The organism is Chryseobacterium sp. MYb328, from assembly GCF_037572595.1.
GTDB lineage: Bacteria > Bacteroidota > Bacteroidia > Flavobacteriales > Weeksellaceae > Chryseobacterium > Chryseobacterium pennae.
Map to the genome: position 1 here is coordinate 128859 of NZ_JBBGZQ010000002.1, position 22745 is coordinate 151603.

Below are 22745 nucleotides of genomic sequence, written 5' to 3' on the forward strand. Positions count from 1 at the left end.
TTTATTAAAGAAACCGGCTTTCAGAATCTTCTGAAAGCCGGTTTTATTATATTTCATAAAATCAACATGCATATTCATCTCCTACACAGCTCCAGTAGGCCGGATGTCCATTTTCTGCCTTATAACGGCAAGGTCTTGCTCCAGGCTCGCAGACAGGAGCATTTCCTCCATTGATTTTCTTTAATTCTGATTTTGCTAATTTTTTTAAATTTTTCATAGTGTAATGTGTTGATTAGTATTGAACTGATTTGTTTTGTGAGAAATACAGAATGAATTAATCACATTCCTCAGTCACTAAAATACATCTCCAGCGGGCACGTCCGTCAGAAAAATATAAACAAGGAGTGGTATCCGGAGGACAGTTCGGAGCATTTCCACCATTAATTTTTTTTAACTCTACTTTTGCTAATTTTCTTAAATTTTTCATAGGTAATAATTTGTTGATGGTTACAAATGTAATATTTTTTATGAATACCGCAAGGTTTTTCTTTAAGTTGTGAAATAAATATAAATTCATATTTGTTGTTTCATTTTTTCTTTTCTTTGCCAATCTATTTATCCTTACAATAAGGACTTTAAAAAAGCACTGTGTCATATAAATATTTATTACCCACAACAGCGTTTCTGTTTCTTTCCTGCAAACAGGAAACAATAAAATCCGAATCCAAAGTTGCGGATAGCCATATTCTGGAACAGGAAAAAGCAGCCCCGGATTCACTTCGCAAAGAAGTAACAGAACAGAAAGTAATTCCTTTCAATCTCTATGCTGAATGGGAAGGAGTATACAGCTATTGTAAGCCGGATGAAAGATCTGATGAATTCAAGTCAGTGACTTGCTTTGAAATTTCCATATCTAAAAATGAAGTTACCGTTGATGGAAATACTCTTCTTTGTATAGGAACTTATAGCATCAAAGGTAATAAAGATGAAGCAGAACTGAGATATGCCGGAGATGAAAATGTCTGTGAAGATCATTTTTTCAGATTGAAAAGAGAAGGCAAAAAGATTGTCCTGTATGATTTTATGAACCCTGATCAGGCAAGAGAAGTAAAGATAAAAAAAAATTGAAATTATGATATTAAAAATGAAAGCCGTTAAATGGGTAGGAATATTCTCTTTTGCAGTGCTAATGAGTATATACTCATGTACAAAAGGAGAAAGTAAACCTGCTGAGCAAACGTCGGATCAGCATCAGAAAACAAAGGCAGATACTGTTATTACAAAATCGACGATATTACTGCTGGGACCTGATGAAGAGGAGATAGACGAAATTAAAAAAAGACAGGGGGAAGATAATTTCTATACCATTGCTGATGATGCTAATTATTATTCAGCAGAAATATTTGAAGCTGCGCCTGCAACCATTTATACAGGTTATAGAATCATCGGTTTTCCCAAAGAAAATTATGTATTTGATAAAAATAAATCTGAAGATAAATGGCTGGTCATTGATTATAAAGCAGGTTCTCAACCTAAAATATATTCATTGGTAGATTATTATCGTCATATAACTGAAAAATAATCCTTAGATAGATAAAAGATAAACGCGCTCCCATCATGATGGGAGCGCGTTTTTTAACAGATTTAAATATCTAAAACCGTCATATCAAAATGACAGAAGTGATTTCTTATAAACCAATGTTTTTAGTAGGTTTCAACTGCTTTAAGATATTCTTTGGAATCGCTTTTTTGTGAACCAAAATAGCAGTCGATTTATATTCAACATAAGGTCTTGTTACATAAAGATATCCTGCGAAGTCATTCGTTACTCCCCAAGAGTTCTTCACCATATAATATTCCTTACCGGTCTGGTCTTTTGCCAATCCTACGATATGCATACCGTGGTCATCCGTTGTAGAAAGATTGTTAAGTGCTTTCTGACGCATATCCTCAGTGATGGCCTTATCCTTTTTAGGCTCTGTAAACAAAGTCTGTTTGTTCTCTGCAGTAATCTGACCTAAGTCCATGTCCGGAACATAAGCCACTCCATTTTTATAAGAGAAATAAGGCTCGGAAACATCAGTAGCCCAACCTACAGAATATCCTTTTGTTACAGCATTATCGATGATTGTTGTAAGATCTTTCATCGGAACATTCCAGTCAGAATCGTGGCTCCAGTTATCAGGAATCGGAACTACAAATTTCTGGTAGTAAGGATAATCTTTGTAAGAAGATAATTCTACATAATCCTCAGCATTGATTCCCACTACTTCTGAAGCAAAAGTTTTAGGGGTGTAGTTCTTCCCTTCATACGTGAAGTTCGCAGGTACTTTTCCTAAATATTCATCAAGAATAGTATCTACAGAATCCATCCAGTTGTCCGTAAGCTTTCCTTTAGAAGAAGCCTGAACAAGGCTGTCAAGAACCGGCTTTAACTTTCCCTGCATTTCCTTGAAATTGTTGGTAGTCTGTCCAGCTTTTAATCCTGAATAAACATCCTGTGGAACAGCTCCGTACTTTTTGTACATATTGATTACATCGTGAAGTTCTCCACCGTCACCCCAGCTGATCGCACCGTTATTCAAAACATATAACTTCGCTTTATCATGATAAGAGTTTCTGGCTGTAAAAATTTCAGCAAGATCTACAGGTTTTTTGCCCATTCTCTGCATTTCAGATTCAAGGAAAGAGTTTCCTGAGTAGCTCCAGCAGGTTCCTGACGAACCCTGGTTCTTTACAGAAGTAGCTCCAACGTCTTTTAACGTTGTAAACTGAAAATTAGCATTTTGTGAGTGGTTGTTTTTTAACTTATTGATTAAGTCATCTTGGGCAAACATCATACTTCCTGCAGACAAAACAAAAAGTAATGATGCAATTTTGGCTTTTTTCATTACTATAAAAAGATTATTTACATTAATAGTCGTTAATAATAGAGATTTGTTACAAAGGGAAAAGTTAAATTTGAAATTAAAAATAATACAGAAATAGAACGTAAATAAGATAATTTACCTTTTTACCTCCAAAAAAGTTGATCATGTTTCCAACCCCAGCTAAAGTTCCTGCATCTATACTAATATAACTCCTGACTATGGAACGAGAATTATTATTGGAATGCCAGCGTAACAGCCGCAATGCACAGCGGCAGATTTACGAGAAAATGGCGGGCAGGCTGTACTCTGTTTGCAGACGCTATTTGAAAAACGATGAAGATATAGAAGAAGTATTGGCTGATACCTTCTATAAGATTTTTACGAAGATAAGCCAACTCCAGAACCCCGATACCTTTGAAGCATGGGCTAAAAAAATTGCGGTGAATGAATGCCTTCAGAAATTAAGAACTGATAAAGCTCTGTTTATTTCCCTGGAAGAAACCCTGGTGGAACCTTCAAGAGGATCTGAGGAACATATTTCCTTCGAAAAAGACATTCTGAACCTGCTGAGCTTTCTTCCTGAAGGTTGCAGAGCTATTTTTAATCTTTTTGCGATTGAAGGATATCCGCATAAAGAAATAGCTTCCATGCTTTCTATCAGTGAAGGAACCTCAAAATCCCAGCTCAATTTTGCAAGAAAAAAACTTCAGGAACTTTTGGTGAATCAAAACATTTAAACTTTTACAACAATGGAAAATAATCATATAGATCAACAATTCAATGAAGCTTCCAGGCTTTCAGAAGAACCAACGGTTTTTCCTGGTTTTGAAAAAGTATGGACAAAAGTTGAAGAAAAACTGGATCTGAAAAAAGAAAAAAAGAGAATGATTCCTCTTTGGCTGCCTTATGGTATCGCTGCAAGTCTGGTGATTGGCATGGGGGCTTTTTACTTCATGAATAAAAAAGAATCCGTGGACTCCTTTAAACCTGTAATCGCAGAGGATACAAATTTAAGAGGTCCGGTAAGCAAAACGGATATTGCAAAAATAGACAGTACAATAACAAATAATATAAAAAAAGAGAAAAATACTGTTAAACCAATAGAAAAACTGGCTGCCAATGCAACACCTGAACCAGCTAAGTCTTCTGATCAGGTACATCAACCGGTAATTTCTGAATATCAATCGGAGAAGGACAAAAACGATGCTATATTTAGTAGTAGAAAAGCAGGTCATCAAACGGATATTAATTTTATTAAAAAGAAAGATACTAGTGAGTCCACTAAGGAAATTGAGGAAATTGTTGTCACAGCATTAGGGATTAAAAGGATTGAAAAATCGGTGTCTTCTTCAAATACAATTACAACTACAACTTTAAATGGTTTACCACAGTCTATGGTTTATTCTTCATTGCAGGGAACTGTCCAAGGGTTGCAAATCACTGCTTCCGGAAGTGGATCGGTAAGAAACCAGGGGGACAATATAATGAATAACAATAGTGTGGGGTATCTTAATGAGAATAAGATCATGATCAGAGGAATATCATCTGTTACAGCAGAGAATAAAGCATTGTATGTTATTAATGGAGTAGTGGCGGAAGAGGAAGTGTTCAAAAGTTTAGATCCAAACAAAATTGAAAGCATGAATGTTTTAAAAGGGAATTCAGCTGTAGCAATGTATGGAAATAAGGCTGCCAATGGAGTGATTGTGGTGACTACCAAAAGTCTTTCAGGAAAGGAAAAAAGAAAATTGAAGAAACTTCAGAAAGAAATTGATAAACAAAAACAGATTTCACCAGTTACTCATTATGATGAAAGTTATGATGCCTTTGTTGAAAATCCTTTTGAACTGACCCACAGCCAACCCTTATCTACTTTTTCAATTGATGTTGATAATGCCTCGTATTCCAATGTGAGAAGGATGGTTAATAATGGACAGGTGGTTGATAAAAATGCAGTAAGAATCGAAGAAATGGTCAACTATTTTAAATATGACTATCCACAACCTAAAAATGGGGAACCTTTTTCAATAAATACCGAATACAATGACTCCCCATGGAATCCGAAGCACAAGTTGCTTAGAATAGGACTTCAGGGAAAAAATCTTCCGATGGATCAGTTACCTGCTTCAAACCTCGTTTTTCTTATTGATGTTTCGGGTTCAATGGATGCTGAAAATAAATTGCCATTATTGAAGTCTTCCTTCAAGGTTCTGCTGAATCAGCTGAGGCCTGTAGATAAAGTAGGAATCGTAGTGTATGCGGGTAGTGCAGGAATGGTTTTACCTCCTACATCTGCATTCGAAAAGGATAAAATTATTGAAGCACTGGATCATCTTCAGGCAGGAGGAAGTACAGCAGGAGGAGCAGGAATTGAACTGGCTTATAAATTGGCACAGGAAAATTTTGTAAAAGAGGGCAACAACCGTGTTATTATTGCAACAGATGGTGATTTCAACGTAGGAATATCTTCCACCTCTGATCTTAAAACATTGATTGAAGATAAAAGAAAATCCGGTGTTTTCCTGACCTGTTTAGGTTTCGGAATGGGAAATTATAAAGACAATACCCTGGAAACACTTGCAGATAAAGGAAATGGAAATTACGCCTATATTGATAATATGCAGGAAGCCAATAAGTTTCTGGGGAAAGAATTTGCAGGAAGTATGTATGCCATAGCCAAAGATGTGAAAATCCAGATTGAATTTAACCCGGAATATGTAAAATCATACCGCCTTATTGGTTATGAGAATAGAAAACTGAAAAATGAGGACTTTGTCAACGATAAGATAGATGCTGGAGAATTGGGAAGCGGACATACCGTTACAGCTTTGTACGAGATAATTCCTGCAGATGTAAAATCAGACTTTATTCCCAAAGAAAATGATCTGAAGTACACCAAGAGTAGATCTTCAAAAGAATTTGGAGATGAGCTGGCTACTATAAAATTCAGATATAAAAGACCGGATGGAGATACCAGCCGTGAAATCAGTCAGATTGTTAAAAACGTTGATGACAGAATATCTTCTGCCAGTCCGGATTTTAAATTTGCCTCTTCAGTGGCCTGGTTTGGTTTGGTGGTGAGAAACTCCGGGCTGATCACGAAAAAAGATCTTTCTGATATTGAAAATCTGGCCAAACAGGGTAAAAATAAAGATGAAGAAGGCTATCGGTCAGAGTTTATAAGATTGATAGAGAGTTATAAAGCAATTCAAAAATAATTTGTAAAAAAGAAATTTCCCCGGAAATTTCTTTTTCTTTATTTTAGTACCTATTACCATGAAGATGAGAAAAAACTATTTACTGCTGCTGTTGCCGTTTACTGTTACGGTACTGAAGGCACAGGATTCAAGCCTATATTATTCAGGAAAATTTTTAAATCATAAAGATAAACCACAGAATTTCTTAAAAGTATACAATAAAAATAATGGTATCTACGAACTGACAGATGCCGAAGGAACAGCTGTCATTGCAGCTAAACCTTATGATACCTTAGTGTGGAATCAGGGGAAAAACAGGACTGTAGTTAGATCTTTTGAACTCAAAGAACTGAAAAAAATTCTGGAGGAGCAGGTAGAGAAAAAATATGTTCAGGAGATTTACAGTAAGGCTTATGACAGTTTAATTTCTGGGAAAAATAATTTCAGCATAGATAATGTACAAACCAATCTAAAGATTATTTCTGACAGATATTTTAGCAGGGTAAGAAAGCTGAAACAGAAAAAAGATAGTACTTATATTCTGAAGGATCAAAGCACTTGGACATTGCTGTTGAATGGTAACTTTAGTACTTCTTTGGATGTGAAAAGCCATAACGCCCTTCCTGCTACTCAAAGCAAATACGTACAGGGAAGATCAAATGGAGGAAATCTGATATGGAACGGTCCTGAAACCAATGAAATGTTCAGTTTCGGACCGGATATTTCTACATTGGCTTTTGATGGTCAGCCTTATCAGTATGATGAGAATGGCAGACTGGTTCCGTCAGCAGGAGGATTTAAGCAGGCAAAAGCTTATAATAACAGTCTGTTTAAAACTATGTTTGGCTACAATAATCAGCTTAACATCAATACGGTGATAAGACAGGGATATAAAGACCGGTTTCGTCTCTCACTGGATCTGAAACAGCAGAAAAATCAATTGTACTTTATCAATCAGTTTAATCTTAACAATGCTATCAAAGCAAAGCTGACTACAGATCTGGGTGGATATCTGGTGAAGTTTTCATTTAATTATGAAGAAGACAAAGCCACCAATACCAATAGAATTGGACTTTTCAATAGAGCCTATCAAAATTCCCTATTGACTCCCATTTCATTTTCGAATGCCCAGCAGACCTTTTTGAATAATGGAAGTCAACGAAGCTACAGCCAGTATGCTGATAATCCTGAATTCCTTTTTGTACAGGATGAAAAGTACCGTTACCAGAGCCGTCAGAGACAATTGGGTTTTAGTGCAGATAAAGCATTTGGAGATTTTAAACTCAATATCGTTCAGTCTTACGAGAATAATTTCCTTTGGAACCAGGATCAATATCTGCCATCTACTTATGGTTTCAAAGACGGGATAACGAATGAAAGAGAACAAAATAACAGGTTGTACCATTCTAATATTCAGGGGAAGTATCAATTGGGGGAGTATAGATTTAAGAATGTTTTTAGTCTTAATTTTATTCTGAATGATATAAAATCTGATGTTTACAATAGCCTGGTAGATAAAAAGTATACCTATCAAAGAACCTCTCAGGATTATATTTTTAATTATAATATGGAAATCCAGTCTGGTGATTTTGAGGGTGATTTTAACCTTGGAAATTCATTTTATATCTCCAATACATCCGCTAAAAACAGCTATTGGCTTCCAAAAGCTACGGGGTATCTTCGGTTTAGAGATATCTTTGACTGGGATAATTATGATTTTAAAGTTTCAGGAAGCTACAGCCATCTGAGTTCAGAACCTGAAATTACCAGATCTTATGCTTCCTATGCTACTACTTTACTGAAGGCAGAAAATTATTATAGATATTTTCCCGTACATGAAGTTGAAGACTTCAAAGGTTTATCCAATATCAATACAAAAGAATGGAAAATAGGTGGGAAGATAAATTATGGATATAACATTAGTCTTGAAGGGGAATATTTTAACAGAAAAAGCGAAAATGATATTTTTCCGGTATTTGAGAACAACCAGCTAAAGCTAAAAAATATGGCAGATCATACCTATAGCGGGTATGAAGTTAATTTTGCCTACGAAAGACTCTACCTGGCCTATAATTTTTTTACCACCAATAAAATTTCATTTTTCAAATATAAAGATATTGTGGATCGTGTGATACCAGGTTATAACAACAGTGCTGTCGCTGGATTTCAGGATGTTTATAAAACTTTGACGGAAGGGCAAGTTCTAGGAGCAGTAATAGGAAGTTATTTTGAAAGGAATGCCGATGGACAGTTGATTATTGATGATTCAGGTTTTCCTGAAAAAGCTGATGGTATGAAGATCATTGCGGATCCAACTCCGGATTTTGTTATGAAATTCAATCATAACTTAACCTATAAGAGATGGACTCTGGATATCAATTGGGAATGGAAAAAAGGCGGCCAGATCTGGAATGGAACTCAGGCTGTTTTGGATTATTATGGACGTTCCTATGACTCAGGAGAAGAACGGAATATTAAAAATTATGTTTTTCAAGGAGTATTAGCTAATGGGAACAGCAATCAGACTCCTGTTGATTTTTATAATCCTTCTCAAAATGTCCAGGAAAACAGATGGTCGAGATATGGATATCTCGGCGTGGCAGAGAATTATGTTCAGAAAGCAGATCATATAAGGATCAATAATATTTCACTATCTACCTATTTCCCACTGAATGATAGTCAGCGGTCTGTGAAACTTACCTTCTATGTAAATAATATAATGCTTTGGCAGGCTAATAAAGGAGTAGATCCCAATCAGAATTTCTATGATACCAATAATGGAAGAGGGCTGGATTTCTTTAATCTTCCGTCTTTTAAAACATTTGGCTGTATTGTTTCATTCAAATTTTAACCCCCATGAATTTTAAATTTACATCATATATCATACTGCTGACTCTGTTGTTTTCCTCCGTATTTCTGAAGGCACAGAACACATTTCAGGATTTTGGAAAAGAAAAAACGTATATACAGACCAACCATGTTTTCTATAAACCGGGAGAGGAAATGTATTTTAAAATATATGTAGTACAGGGAAAAAATAACCTTCCGGCTGAGGACAGTAAAGTGGTCAATTGGGAAATTATAGATCCCGCAGGAAGTGTCCTTACAAAATCAAAATATGAAGTCAATAATGGCTATGCGGAAGGGTATTTTTCCTTTGCTAATGACATGAAGGGGGGGATTTACAAGATCAGAGCCTATACCAACTGGATGCAGAATGAAGAAGGAAAAAATGCTTTTGAAAAAGAAATTACCCTGCAGAAAATAGTATCTCCGAGAATTTTAATGAAGCTTGATTTTCCTAAGAAAGGATATGGTCCAGGCGATGAGGTAACTGCTGATTTTTCTATGAGAAGCCTGGGTAACTTGCCCATTCCTTTTTATGAAGCTGATTATGTGGTAACCCATAACGGAGAGACTGTTACAGAAGGCAAACTTGCAACAGATAAAGAAGGAAAAAAACTTTTGAAGTTCAGGCTACCGCAGATTTTGAAATCCTCTGATGCCCTTTTGAATATCAAAGTGAATTTTGATGGGTTTACAGAATCTATTTCCCGGAATATTCCTATTGTTCTGAATCATCTGGATGTGAAATTTTTGCCGGAAGGAGGAACTTTTATCAGTGGAGTAGAGCAGAATATTGCTTTTAAAATACTGGATGAATATGAAAAACCTGTAGACGCAGTTTTGAATATTTACAATCAGAGAGATGAAAAAATAACTGAAGTTTCCACGTATAATTTCGGAATGGGAAGCTTCCTTTTCACCCCGAAAACAGGAGAAACGTACTATGCAAAAGTAGTAAATCCGGAAAAAATTACCCGGATTTATCATCTGCCAGTCCCTAAAAATGAAGGGTTGGTGCTGAATATCAAAAAAGAAAATGAAAAGCTTTCATTTAAAACAGCTTCCACCCAGGAAAGGGATATCATTTTGAAAGGTTTTTTCCGTGAAAAAGAAATATACAGCAAAGAGCTCTCTTTGAAAAACGGGATCAGCCTATTTGAACTGCCGGAAAAAAACTTCCCAGTTGGAATCTGTCGGTTTACACTGTTTGAAAATAATGTTCCCATTGCAGAACGTATTGTTTTTACCAATAAAGATCAGCAGCTGAATATAAAGGTAAAGTCTGTGAAAGATTACTACCAGCCCAGAGAAAAAGTAGTTCTGAATATTGAAACTACCGACAGGTACAATAATCCTATACCGGCGAACCTGGCAATAAGTGTTGTGGATGATAAACTTTGGACTTATGCTGATGATAAACAGAACCATATCATTTCATGGCTCCTGATGGATTCTGAACTGAAAGGAAAGATTGAAAAGCCTCAGTTTTATTTCGACACAAAAGAAGAAAAAGCAGATAAAAGTCTGGATCTTGTGATGCTGACCAACGGATACCGGTATTTTGAACCCATTCCGGAGATTATTAAAACAGGTAAATACAAGTACCTTCCGGAAAAGAAAGGTACCATATACGGTGTGGTAGAAGATGAGAATAAAAATCCCGTAAAAGCCGATGTTTTTCTGGTCGAAATAAATGATATGCAGATTCTTAAGCAAACAACAGCAGAAAACGGAAAGTTTTATTTTTCAGGAATGAAATACAGCGATTCATACAGAGTCATTGCAAAATCCCTTAAACCACGACATAAAGTAAAGATCAGAGTTTTGGCCTATAAACTGGAGATTAATCCGCTGGCTGAGCAAAAATTAAAGAATATAGACGTAGAAGAGATCATAAAGGAGTCTGAAATCAAAGAAACACCGAAAAAGACAACGCCTGTAACACAATCCGTAAGGCCTGAAGATTTTATTTCATCTGATGGCAGTAAAAGTAATAAGAACATTGAAGAAGTTATTCTTGTAGGATATGGAACAGCAATGAATAAAAAGACAAATACTTCCTCAGTAAGCATTACAGCCAATTCTGAAATTAAAGATTCTAATTATGGATCAGTATTGCAGGGAAAAGTAGCAGGATTGTACGTTATCCCGGCAGGAGACCAGCAGAAAGGAAATATAGTAATCAGAGGAGCCTCTTCCATCCCAAACAAAAGCCCTTTGTTTGTGGTAGACGGAGTTCCGGTAGAAAATTTTAATACAGCAATTAATCCAAACGATGCTAACAGTATTACTGTACTTAAAGATGCCGCAGCAACTGCTATTTATGGGAGCAGAGCTGCTAATGGTGTCGTTATTATTAATTCTTATACTGGTAGTACTTCCCAGAATAAGTTTGATATTACCCCTCAGTCTTATTTTGCAGTGATGACTATTCCCAGTACAGCTCTTACCCATTATTCTGAAAGTAAACATTTTGCTTATCCCGAATATAAAACAACTAATACTCCTTATAGATTTGATTATAGAGAAGCGCTTTACTGGAATCCTGTAGTAGAAACAGATAAAAACGGAAAAGCAAAAATAGAGTTTTATAATTCTGATGCCACTTCCACATTCAGAGCAATAACAGAAGGTATTTCAGCTTCCGGACTTATAGGAAGAGATGAAACCACGTATGCAGCGCAAAGTCTGATCTCCATTGATGCTAAGATTCCACAGTATCTGACAAGAACAGATGAAATGCTTATTCCTGTGGTGATTAAAAACAATTCAAAGGAGATCAGGAAAATGACTATGGATGTTATTGTTCCTAATCACGTAAAACTCATTTCTTCTGACAGCCTGATTACTTTAAAGCCGCTGGAGTCGGGGAGATTATATGCTAAAATACAAACTGATGAGGTTGTGAATTCAAATATTCAGTTCATTATAAGATCAGGAGATTTCAGGGAAACAATGATTCTACCTTTTAAAGTTGAAGAAAAAGGATTTCTGCATCAGTTTTCCGTAATAGATAATAAAGCACAGGAAATTCAGTTGGATATTCCTGAATATATCAATGGCAGTCTGTTTTCATCTTATAATCTTTTTGAAAATACAGCACTGAAGATGTTTAATGATCTTGAAAGGCTGAAGAAGGAACCTCACGGATGCTTTGAACAGCTTTCTTCAACGGTGTATCCCAATATTTTTATCCTGGATTATTTAAAATCAAGCCAAAGGATAGACAGCTCTACAGAAAGTCTGGTCATCAGAAACCTGAAAAAAGGCTTTCAGAAAATGCTGAGCTATAAAAATAAAGATGGTGGAGTAGGATATTTTAACACCACTGAATCAGATGTATCTCTTTCTGCATTTGCCTTACTGGAGTTTACAGATCTTAAAAAGCATATCGCTGTAGATCCTAAATTGATCCAGGAACTTTCATCATTTATTTTATCAAAGAAAAGCGGAAACGGACTTTTTGAAGTAAGGAAATTTTACGAATCAAAATCAGCAACATATTCAGAATACTACTGGTCCAGAAATATGTATGTTCTCTATGCATTGTCTAAGTTAGGTTTTAAAACAGAAATTGAGGATTCCTACCAGGTATTGCTGAACAGAGCTTTATTGAAAAACGACGCATATCAATTAGCTTTACTGGCAAATATATCTGCTAATCTCGGAAAATCTAAAGAATATGATACTTTGATATTTACTTTAAATAAGCAATTTGAAGATCTGAAATTTAAAGCTGAGACAACCTTTACCGGCTCCGGAGGAATTTCTGCTGATGCAGAAGCACTTTCCCTGTATATAATGGCGCTTCAGAAAGATGAAAAGCATAATCAGAAAGCCATTGTAAAAGTAGCAGATATGCTGATGAGTTATAATGGAGTTTATGGATTTGGTTCTACTCAGGCAACAAGTCTGGCACTGCAGGCCCTGTCTCAGGTTTTTATAAAAAACGAACAACTATATAGCAATGATGCTCCTGTTATTAAAGTAAATAATGCATCAGTATCATCCGGTATAAACGTTTCATCAGCTTATAAAACCGGAAATAATAAGATCAGTATCAGTTACCCGGCACAAGCAGGACTCTTCTATAACTTAGAATATCAATATTATACCTTACAGGCTCCGAAAAATGTTGATATACCTTTAATGATGGATACAAAATTAAAGTCTGAAAATTCCAGGGTAGGAGAAACCAGTCGGATGACCATTACAATTAAAAATAAAATAAATAATCAGTTACCCATGACCGTTGCTAAAATTGGTATTCCTGCAGGACTGACTCTGCAAAGTGCTTTAATGAAGGATTTAATAGATAAAAAACAGATTTCTTATTATGAGATTTTTGATAATTATCTGGTATTGTATTGGGAGCATTTCGGTGCAGAAGAAACGAAAACCATCAACCTTGATCTGAAAGTAGAATTTGCAGGAACCTATACAGGAAAATCAAGCAATGTATATCTCTATTATATGCCGGAAGCAAAATACTGGAACCAGGGAATAAAGGCTGAAGTTCTGCCGTAGAAGGAGAGGCAGAGGGCTGGAAGTTATGGAGATCATAAAGAATGACTATTATGTTTATTTGCCACTTTTTAAAGTGACTTTTATGACTTCCAATGTTCATCCAACCTTAAAGTAACCTCCCTCTTCCCATCTTCCAGCCTTTACTCCTCTCCATTTGAAATAATTTTAATAATTTCCCACAGAAATTGATGACACATGAAAAAAACGATTATAACCATATTAGGACTTTCTTTATTGGTAAGCTGTAAAACTCAACAGGCTTCTGACCCGTCAAAAGAAAACAAAACATACAGTATCAGAAAAGATAAAGATCAGGATGGTATTCCTAATAAGGAAGATCAATGTCCTGAAATAGCAGGGTTAGCTGAATTTAAGGGCTGTCCTGATACTGATGGAGATGGAATGACTGATAAAGAGGATGCTTGTCCGAATGTGGCAGGGCCAATTGAAAATAATGGCTGTCCGTGGCCTGATGCTGATGGGGACGGAGTCATTGATAAAGATGATGCCTGCCCAACTGTAACTGGACCTCCTGAAAATAAGGGCTGTCCATGGCCTGATACAGATGGAGATGGAGTTCTGGATAAAGATGATGCATGTCCTACTGTTCCGGGAGCACCAGAATATAATGGATGCCCAAAACCTAAAAGTTTGATAGCATCTGAAGTAGTATCTTCAACAGGTCGAAGACCGTATACTGCTCCCCAAAAGACCTACAATACTCATGCTGTAATAAAAGAAATTAAAAAGCCTGGCACAAAGACCCTGAAGCCTGTTAATTATAATGATGAAGAATATGGCAAATTAGTGGAAAATCCATTCGAATTAACAAAGAAGCAGCCATTATCAACTTTTTCTATAGATGTAGACAATGCCTCTTATTCCAATATCAGGAGAATGATTAATTATGGAGATAAAGTAGATAAAGATGCTGTAAGAGTAGAAGAAATGCTCAATTATTTTAAATATGATTATCCACAGCCTCAAAAGAACCAGCCATTTTCTATTAATACTGAATATGGAAACGCTCCATGGAATTCTAAACATAAATTACTTAAAATAGGATTACAGGGAGAAAATATTCCGATGGATAACTTGCCGGCATCCAACATCGTTTTTCTGATTGATGTTTCAGGATCTATGGATGAAGCCAATAAATTACCATTATTAAAATCCTCTCTTAAAGTTTTATTGGATCAGTTACGGCCTCAGGACAAAGTAGGAATTGTGGTATATGCGGGAAGTGCAGGAGTAGTATTACCCTCTACTTCAGCCGGAGAAAAAGCCCAAATCATTAAAGCCTTAGATAATCTTCAGGCAGGTGGAAGTACAGCAGGCGGACAGGGAATTGAACTTGCTTACAAACTAGCCCAGGAAAACTTTATAAAAGATGGAAATAATAGAGTAGTATTGGCAACAGATGGTGATTTTAACGTGGGAGTATCTTCTACAGGAGGACTTGAGACGTTGATTGAAGAAAAAAGAAAGACTGGAATTTTTCTTACCTGCTTAGGGTATGGTATGGGGAATTATAAAGACAATAAAATGGAGACCTTGGCAGACAAGGGTAATGGAAATTACGCCTATATTGATAATATGCAGGAAGCCAATAAATTTTTGGGGCGTGAGTTTGCAGGAAGTATATACACTATAGCAAAAGATGTAAAGATCCAGATAGAGTTTAATCCGGAATTTGTACAGTCTTACCGTTTGATTGGGTATGAAAACAGAAAGTTAAGGAATGAAGATTTTATAGATGATAAAATAGATGCTGGAGAATTAGGAAGCGGGCATACCGTTACTGCTTTATACGAGATTATACCGATTTGCGCGCAGTCTGAGTTTCTTCCAAAAGATACAAAACTGAAATATTCATCTTCTTCTAGTGCAAAAAACTTTGACAATGAATTGGCAACTGTTAAATTTCGTTATAAAAAACCGAATGAAGATAAAAGTCAGGAAATAACCAAAGTTATTGAAAAAGAGTCTTTATCTGAATCAAAAGTAAGTCCGGATTTTAAATTTGCTTCTTCCGTGGCATGGTTCGGGTTGGTTTTAAGAGAGTCTAAATTCATTAAAAATAAAGATCTGAAAGAGATTGGAAACCTCGCAAAAGAGGGAAGAAGTACAGATACAGAAGGGTACAGAGCAGAATTTATAAGATTGGTTGAAAGCTATAAAGCAATTAAGCAATAATATATTTACTAAGGGATAGATTTTTAATTTATTCAATGATCTTTACTTTGATCTCAAAATCCGTTTCATTCATTATGAAGCGGATTTTTACTTCTAAGCATTTCTGAAAATTTAATGCTTAGAAATAAAACTACACTGTAAAACAGTTTGTTAAGTAATGTGAGGCTGTTTTTTATATTTTATTTTCAATAATTATTGAAAATTCAAAAAATATAATTACATTTGTATCAGAAATTTAAAGTACAGACAAAATGCAACTTTCAGAAGCTAAAGAAAAATACATTCAGACCTGGGGAACTTTTGCAACCAACTGGGGAATCAACAGAACGATGGCACAGGTGCATGCATTGCTTTTGGCGAGTGGTAAACCATTGTCTACCGATGAGGTGATGCAAGAACTGGAAATTTCAAGAGGGAACGCCAATATGAACCTTCGTGCTTTGATAGACTGGGGCATTGTAAGAAAAGAATTCATAAAAGGAGATCGTAAAGAATACTTCGTTGCGGAGAAAGATGTATGGTATCTTTTCAAACAAATTACCAAAGAAAGAAGAAAAAGAGAGATTGAGCCGGTCATTTCTTTTCTGGAAGAATTAAGGAATATTGAAGATAACGATTCGGAGGAAGCAAAGGAATTCATCAAGTTAATGGATGATTTCAGCTCTGTAACCGGTAAGATCAACAATATTATGGATCTGGCGATTAAAAGTGACGATCACTGGCTGGTAGGCAAAATTACCAACCTGTTGAAATAAAATAGAAAGGGATGAAGATCCTTTTTTATTTCAATTAAACTTTCAAAAATTATTGAAAATATAATATTTTTAAAATGTTCAATATTATTTCATATCTGATTTTCCTTAGCATTAGTTCCTATATTACGATTGACGTAGGAAGAAGATGTTATAAGGCAGGAAAAGACTATTTAAAATATTTGCTTCATGATGAAAATCTCTGCCTGACTATTAATAGAATTCTTCTTGGATGTTATTATCTGTTGAATTTAGGTTATATCACTATAAGCCTTACAAACTGGGAAAGAATAGACAATATAGAAGAGATGATAAAAATAACTGCTGTACGCATTGGGGGAATTATCTTAATCTTATGTGGATTGCACTATACAAATATTTTCACCTTGTATTTTTTGAGAAAAAAACTAACATTTAAATAATACTATTATGGCACTTACAGTTTTAACTACCACGTATAATTTTTCAGCTTACATGATCTATTTACCTATTGTAATAAGCCTTACAGTTTTGGTATCACAGTTTCTGTTCAAAAATTCAAAAGCATTTATGATTGATATTTTTCATCAGAAAAAAGACATCGCTATGGCAACAAATTCCCTTTTTAAGATTGGTTTTTACCTTCTGAATATAGGTTTTGCATTATGTATTATCGAGTTTTTTCAAATTGAGAGTATTGAAAGATTAGTGGTTGCCCTGAGCAAAAAGATTGGCGGTTTCTCCATTTATCTTGGAATAATGATGCTTTTAAACCTATTGTTATTCCTGAAAGGCCGTAAACACGCATTAAATAAAGAAAACCAGATTAAAAATGAAAACATTGATCTTTAAGATCTGGATGTATCTTACTTTCAGATCAAAACACAAACGAACCCGGGGAGATTTTCTTAACCTTTAAAATAAAACACGATGAAAAAGTTTATAAAATATGACCTTTATATACAGATATTCTTCATGATAACCGGAGTTCTTGTTGCGATCATTAAAGGTTGGAACGGATGGATATTCTTTTACTTTATTGTAGGGCTCCCTCAGTTAGTAAGTTTTCTAGTTAAAATTTTTCTTAAAGTCAAAATATCACCGCTCTTTCTGATCTATGGAATGGTAATACTGCCTGTGTGGATTTCTATAGTAATAATATTAATACTGAGAACAAGTGGGATTGATTATCAAATTACAGCTATTCCCAGATGTATTGTAATAGCAGCATTTTTCTACAGCCCTTTTATGGCATTATTATATGTTTTTGAAAGCCATAATCTGTATAAATCTTTAAAATAAATATCATGAAAACGCTTAAAAACCACACCCTGATCTACGACAATGAATGTCCCATGTGTGCCATGTATTCCAAAGGTTTTACAAAATCTGGGATGCTGGATGCAGAAGGAAGAGAAGCCTTTACGGAGATATCAGTCAGAAATAAAAACCTGATCGATTTTCACCGGGCAAAAAACGAGATTGCGCTGGTAGACCATGAAAATAATAAAGTGATTTATGGCCTGGATAGCCTGTTGCTGATCATTGGAAATTCATTTCCGTTATTAGTAAAGATTGCAAAATTGCAACCTCTTTATTGGTTCTTTAGGAAGTTATATTCCTTTGTATCCTATAACCGTAAACAGATCATTCCATACAAAAATGATTATACAGAAAAGTCATGTGTTCCGACTTTTAATCTGAAATACAGATTGTCTTATATCGCTTTTGTGGCCATATTTTCAGCGTATATTTTAAGTTTATATTCAGGAAAGCTTGGTGTCAATCTAACTCCGAATTTCTTAAGAGAATTAGCCGTATGCTTAGGTCAGATCCTTTGGCAAACCTTATTTTTAAAAAGCTATTTAAAAGATAAGATTTGGGACTACCTTGGAAATATGATGACCGTTTCCTTACTGGGAACCTTGCTCTTAATTCCGGCTTTGCTTGTCAGTTTTACGTCGGTTTTCTATCTTATCTATTTCGGAATTGTAGTATTCATCATGTTTATTGAACATCTGAGAAGATGCAGAATTTTAAAACTGAATTACTTTCCTACCATTTCATGGATGTTGTTCAGATTAACGGCACTGGCCATCATCATTTTGACCACCATTTAAAAATTATTGATATGTCAAGAATTTATTTAGAAACCCTTATTGAAGCTGATATTCAAACTGTTTTTGATTTAGCAAGAAATATAGATTTACACCAGCAGTCAACCTCAAGAACCCACGAAAAAGCAATAGCAGGTCGCACATCCGGTCTGATTGAAGAAAATGAAACCGTAACCTGGAGAGCAAAACATTTGGGAGTGTACCAAACCCTTACCACAAAGATCATCAGTATGGAAAAACCCAATCAGTTTACCGATGAAATGCAGAAAGGTGCTTTCAAATCCCTACATCATCAGCATATTTTTAAAACAGTAAATGATAAAACAATGATGACGGATATCTTTGATTTCGAATCTCCACTGGGAATAATAGGAAAAATATTCAATAAGCTTTTCCTCAGAAATTACCTCAAAAAATTTCTGCTGGAAAGAAACCGATTAATTAAAACGATTGCAGAATCAAAACACAGACAGTAATACAAACAAATTAATCAAACAAGAAAACACCATCATGAATTTTTTAAAAGCAGAATGGCGAAAGTTAGCCATCATCAATTACGAAATAAATCCGGATATAGTATTAAAATACCTTCCGAAAGGCACGGAACTGGATTTTTATAAAGGTAAATGTTATGTAAGTGTTGTCGGTTTTATGTTTTTAAATACAAAATTACTGGGCTTGCCTATTCCTTTTCACCGAAATTTTGAAGAGGTAAATCTCAGATTCTATGTAAAGAAATACGAAAATGGAGAGTGGAAAAGAGGAGTTGTCTTTATTAAGGAGATTGTTCCGAAGCCAGCCTTAAGTTTTGTAGCGAATTCTCTCTACAAGGAAAACTACCATACCCTGCCGATGAAAAATCTGATTCATCATAAGGAAGATGAATTGCTGATCCGATATTCATGGAAAGACAAAATTTGGCATTCTATTCAGATTACAGCAGAGAACAAGGCACAGCCTATGGAAACTGATTCAGAATTTGAATTCATTACAGAACATTATTACGGTTTTACCAGGAAAGAAAATAAAACCTCAGAATATGAAGTCTGCCACCCCAAATGGGATTGTTATCAGGTGAGAGACTATCAGTTGGAAATTGATTTCCAGAAGATGTATGGAAGTGATTTTAAATGTCTTAATAATAAGGAACCTATTTCAGTAATGTTGGCAGAAGGTTCTGAAATCCAGGTAAAAACCAAGAGATATATTATTTGAAAAATAATGATTTTCAATAATTTGTAACTTGTATCAATGCACCTAATGAATCTTTAAAATATAAAAATGAAAATAATCATAGCAGCAGGAACCGGATTCCTCGGGAAAAATTTAGAAAAATATTTTACGGGAAAAGGAGATCAGGTCTATATCCTTACCCGCAATCCTAAACGTAAAAACGAAATGTATTGGGATGCTAAAACAATAGGAGAGTGGAGAAAGACTCTTGAGCAGGCAGATGTACTCATCAATCTTACAGGGAAATCTGTTGATTGCCGTTACCATGAAAAGAACAGAGCAGAAATTTATAATTCAAGAATTGAGAGTACAAGAGTATTACAGGAAGCTATTGATCATTGTATCCTAAAACCTAAAATCTGGCTCAATGCTAGTTCAGCAACGATCTATGTACATTCAGAAAAACATTTAAATACAGAAGAAAACGGAATTATTGGCGATGATTTTTCAATGAATATCTGCAAAAGCTGGGAAGAAGAATTGTTTAAAACCAAAAATAACGGGATAAGAAAAGTGGCGCTCCGTACTTCTATTGTATTGGGAAATAATGGAGGTGCATTTCCAAAACTGAAAATGATTACAAAGCTAGGCTTGGGCGGAAAACAGGGAAAAGGAAATCAAATGGTAAGCTGGATTCATATTGAAGATTTTTGTAAGGCTGTAGATTGGATCATTCAAAATGAAAATAGGGATGGAGCGGTAAACATAACAGCACCCGCCCCATTATCCAATGAAGCCATGATGAAAAAACTGAGAAAACAATTCAAAGCACCATTTGGATTGAATGCACCTGTCTGGCAGTTAGAAATTGCCTCTGTATTCCTGAATACAGAAACCGAACTCTTATTGAAAAGCCGTAACGTTTATCCCCAAAAGTTAATGGAAAGTGGATTTCACTTCTCTTATCCAACCTTTGACGAAGCAATCCTTAATTGCTGAAGTTATAAATTTTAGTGACAGAGTAAGTTTACACAAGCCTACAGGGAACTTCCAGATCCTCTGTCAGATAATAGCTGCAGCATAAGCGGTGATAACCGTCAGCAATGATCAGTTCATGTTCTCCTCTTACCAGCAGAATAGGAGAGAGTTTTTTATTCTTTTCTACCTTTTTCAGGTTCTCCTTAACATGGATATTGGTATCCGGAAGCAGAGCAAGTTTGCTGGCTCTGAGAATATCCTTAGATTTTTTGGTAACAGTGGTTGCTTCTTTTAATTTTTCTACAATTTTCCGAACTTCATCAGGGGGAAAAAGAAGTTCCAGATAATCTGCAGCTGCAGGAAAATCATGATCTTCAGGTTCCTTCATCCAAAGGCTGTCTCTGGTGAGTGTATTTTTTTTCATAGATATTTTTTGAATGGTGGCTAAATGGTCATTAAAGGTATAAAAAACTTCACAACCAGTGACTTAAGATCAATGATTTTCAGACAGAATTTATGACTCAAAAACAAAAACTCCTTCAATGATATCATTGAAGGAGTAGAAATTTTGGAAGGCAAACCATTGGTTTTACAATTGCCTGTGCCATAATTTTAATATTTTCTTGCTAACAAAACATTCAACAGGAATGTACCAGCCCAGTTACTGCTATTCCCTGCGTTAGTTCCCATAAAATCTACACGAGCCACGGATACTGTAAGCCTGGTTTTTCCACCTACATTGGCAAGACTTACAAAGGATGCTGTAAATACATCAGGATAACTTGAATTATTCCCTGCTGTAAGGATAGGATACATATTGTTTACGTTGAATGATGCGCCCTGATATTCATATACAAGAGTCATTCTGCTACTGTTCGTATAGCCCGTAGTAGCATTAGTTGCACCAAATGCAGAACTTACAGAGGATTTGCTGATAATCCACCAAGCATCAGCTCCTGTTCCTGTATCAAAGGATGTATTGGTGTGGTTTGTCCAGTCTGCAATCGGTGCACTTGACCCACTATGAGGAGGTATGGTAAGCTGCGCCCCATAAATCTCCACATTACTTGGCTTAGGAAGAACTGTGAAAGACAAATCCCATGTTCCGCCTGTAGTATTACTATTGTTCACTACTTCAGCATAAGCCCCTACAGGAATAACAAATGAAGCAACCGGAGTATTGTCAATTCTAAGAGTATTGCTGCTGGAAGCCTGAAGCGTAATCGTAGAAGAAGAAATATTTTTGATCTTGTAAATTCTTCCTGTATAACTTGCTGTTCCAGTTCCAATAACGGGAAGGGTAAATGTTGTATTAGCTGATCCATTGTAAGTAATATAATGGTCTGTAGCCAGAACAGCGTAACTCGTTACCGACACTTCTTTATAACCTGCTCTTAAAGATCCGTTAACAGCTAAAGTACTATTAGCATTTGGGGTATTGATGCCAACCTGTGCATTTAATACTGTAGCTCCAAATAAAAAAAGTAAAATATATTTTTTCATGTTGATTTTTTTAAATGTTTTTACAAAAATATAGAAAATAATTACATTTATGTTAATGAATTTTAATGTTTTTTAACATAAATCTCTACACTGTGATATTTTGTAATTTTTAGTTTTGTTCTATTTTCAGTTATAACTAATTGATAATGTACAGTTTTTGTTTCTATTGATTAAATTGTTTTGTGTTGTTGTATAATTTTCTATTTCGATATTTTTAGAGTAATGATAATATTTTGTCATTTTACTTAGAATAGATTCAAACAGGAAAAATATTGTTAAGCTATAGATATACTGCTTTTTAGAAGAAAATATTGGTACGATATATGTAAGATTAAAATGTAAACCTGAATGAATTTGAGTAAGTGATTGAATTCATTCAAAAATATAAGCATCATGAAAAAGTTATTGATTTCAACCCTGTTAGTATTTGGTTTATCGATGAATGTTTTCGGTCAGAAACATCCGCCGGCACCACCACACCCTTCAAAAAATGAATTGGTCAGTCTTAAGATGAAAGAACTGGATAAAAAATACAATACAGAAAAGAAACTGATACTGAATCATCCTTTAGCGACCAAACAGATGAAAAGGGATCAGATGAAGGCTTTAAATAAAAGATATCAGACAGAAAAACGATTGCTTAAACAAGTAAAATAATACGGATTT

Annotated in this window: 20 protein-coding genes; 15 read left to right on the forward strand and 5 right to left on the reverse strand. The window is 35.2% G+C overall.

Annotated elements, in window-relative coordinates; translation table 11 throughout:
• Positions 1-61: 61 nt before the first annotated feature.
• Positions 62-217 (reverse strand): bacteriocin-like protein, encoded by a 156-nt coding sequence (locus WH267_RS02600; protein WP_165852200.1) that lies wholly within the window; start codon positions 215-217, stop codon positions 62-64.
• A 57-nt stretch (positions 218-274) separates the two neighbouring features.
• Complete coding sequence (locus WH267_RS02605; RefSeq protein WP_340005407.1) at positions 275-550, reverse strand: bacteriocin-like protein; 276 nt, start codon at positions 548-550, stop codon at positions 275-277.
• A gap of 38 nt (positions 551-588) precedes the next feature.
• Here WH267_RS02605 and WH267_RS02610 point away from each other — a divergent pair, with 38 nt between their 5' ends.
• Positions 589-1068: a hypothetical protein gene (locus WH267_RS02610; RefSeq protein WP_340005409.1), complete on the forward strand. Its 480-nt coding sequence runs from the start codon at positions 589-591 to the stop codon at positions 1066-1068.
• Positions 1069-1072: 4 nt separating this feature from the next.
• Positions 1073-1522: a hypothetical protein gene (locus tag WH267_RS02615; RefSeq protein WP_340005411.1), complete on the forward strand. Its 450-nt coding sequence runs from the start codon at positions 1073-1075 to the stop codon at positions 1520-1522.
• Positions 1523-1628: 106 nt separating this feature from the next.
• Here the strand turns inward: WH267_RS02615 and WH267_RS02620 are convergent, their stop codons facing one another.
• Complete coding sequence (locus WH267_RS02620) at positions 1629-2831, reverse strand: C1 family peptidase (protein ID WP_115970623.1); 1203 nt, start codon at positions 2829-2831, stop codon at positions 1629-1631.
• Between the two features lie 197 nt (positions 2832-3028).
• Between WH267_RS02620 and WH267_RS02625 the strand changes: the two genes are divergently transcribed.
• From WH267_RS02625 to WH267_RS02680, 12 genes are all read left to right on the forward strand, one after another.
• Complete coding sequence (locus WH267_RS02625) at positions 3029-3547, forward strand: RNA polymerase sigma factor (RefSeq protein WP_340005416.1); 519 nt, start codon at positions 3029-3031, stop codon at positions 3545-3547.
• Between the two features lie 12 nt (positions 3548-3559).
• Entirely contained in the window at positions 3560-6028 is a 2469-nt protein-coding gene (locus tag WH267_RS02630; protein ID WP_340005418.1) for a vWA domain-containing protein, read from the forward strand.
• A 64-nt stretch (positions 6029-6092) separates the two neighbouring features.
• Complete coding sequence (locus WH267_RS02635) at positions 6093-8858, forward strand: hypothetical protein (RefSeq protein WP_340005420.1); 2766 nt, start codon at positions 6093-6095, stop codon at positions 8856-8858.
• 5 nt (positions 8859-8863) lie between these two features.
• The gene (locus WH267_RS02640) at positions 8864-13381 is read left to right on the forward strand and encodes a TonB-dependent receptor plug domain-containing protein (RefSeq protein ID WP_340005422.1); all 4518 of its coding nucleotides are present in this window, start codon (positions 8864-8866) and stop codon (positions 13379-13381) included.
• A gap of 195 nt (positions 13382-13576) precedes the next feature.
• Positions 13577-15577, forward strand: coding sequence for a YfbK domain-containing protein (locus tag WH267_RS02645; protein ID WP_340005424.1), 2001 nt, complete (start codon positions 13577-13579; stop codon positions 15575-15577).
• 251 nt (positions 15578-15828) lie between these two features.
• On the forward strand, positions 15829-16332 hold the full coding sequence (locus tag WH267_RS02650; RefSeq protein WP_115970629.1) for a GbsR/MarR family transcriptional regulator: 504 nt from the start codon (positions 15829-15831) through the stop codon (positions 16330-16332).
• 426 nt (positions 16333-16758) lie between these two features.
• The gene (locus WH267_RS02655) at positions 16759-17160 is read left to right on the forward strand and encodes a hypothetical protein (protein WP_340005427.1); all 402 of its coding nucleotides are present in this window, start codon (positions 16759-16761) and stop codon (positions 17158-17160) included.
• A 78-nt stretch (positions 17161-17238) separates the two neighbouring features.
• Positions 17239-17610, forward strand: coding sequence for a hypothetical protein (locus WH267_RS02660; RefSeq protein ID WP_340005429.1), 372 nt, complete (start codon positions 17239-17241; stop codon positions 17608-17610).
• A 5-nt stretch (positions 17611-17615) separates the two neighbouring features.
• Entirely contained in the window at positions 17616-18428 is an 813-nt protein-coding gene (locus tag WH267_RS02665; RefSeq protein WP_340005431.1) for a DCC1-like thiol-disulfide oxidoreductase family protein, read from the forward strand.
• A gap of 11 nt (positions 18429-18439) precedes the next feature.
• Positions 18440-18901: an SRPBCC family protein gene (locus WH267_RS02670; RefSeq protein ID WP_115970633.1), complete on the forward strand. Its 462-nt coding sequence runs from the start codon at positions 18440-18442 to the stop codon at positions 18899-18901.
• Between the two features lie 34 nt (positions 18902-18935).
• Complete coding sequence (locus WH267_RS02675; RefSeq protein WP_340005434.1) at positions 18936-19640, forward strand: YqjF family protein; 705 nt, start codon at positions 18936-18938, stop codon at positions 19638-19640.
• A 66-nt stretch (positions 19641-19706) separates the two neighbouring features.
• Positions 19707-20597: a TIGR01777 family oxidoreductase gene (locus WH267_RS02680; protein ID WP_340005436.1), complete on the forward strand. Its 891-nt coding sequence runs from the start codon at positions 19707-19709 to the stop codon at positions 20595-20597.
• Between the two features lie 28 nt (positions 20598-20625).
• Here the strand turns inward: WH267_RS02680 and WH267_RS02685 are convergent, their stop codons facing one another.
• On the reverse strand, positions 20626-21000 hold the full coding sequence (locus tag WH267_RS02685; protein WP_123318474.1) for a hypothetical protein: 375 nt from the start codon (positions 20998-21000) through the stop codon (positions 20626-20628).
• Between the two features lie 188 nt (positions 21001-21188).
• Positions 21189-22079 carry a hypothetical protein gene (locus WH267_RS02690; protein WP_340005438.1) on the reverse strand — a complete coding sequence of 297 codons (891 nt, stop codon included), beginning with the start codon at positions 22077-22079 and terminating at the stop codon, positions 21189-21191.
• Between the two features lie 393 nt (positions 22080-22472).
• Between WH267_RS02690 and WH267_RS02695 the strand changes: the two genes are divergently transcribed.
• Positions 22473-22736, forward strand: coding sequence for a hypothetical protein (locus WH267_RS02695; protein ID WP_228438611.1), 264 nt, complete (start codon positions 22473-22475; stop codon positions 22734-22736).
• The last annotated feature ends 9 nt before the right edge of the window (positions 22737-22745 follow it).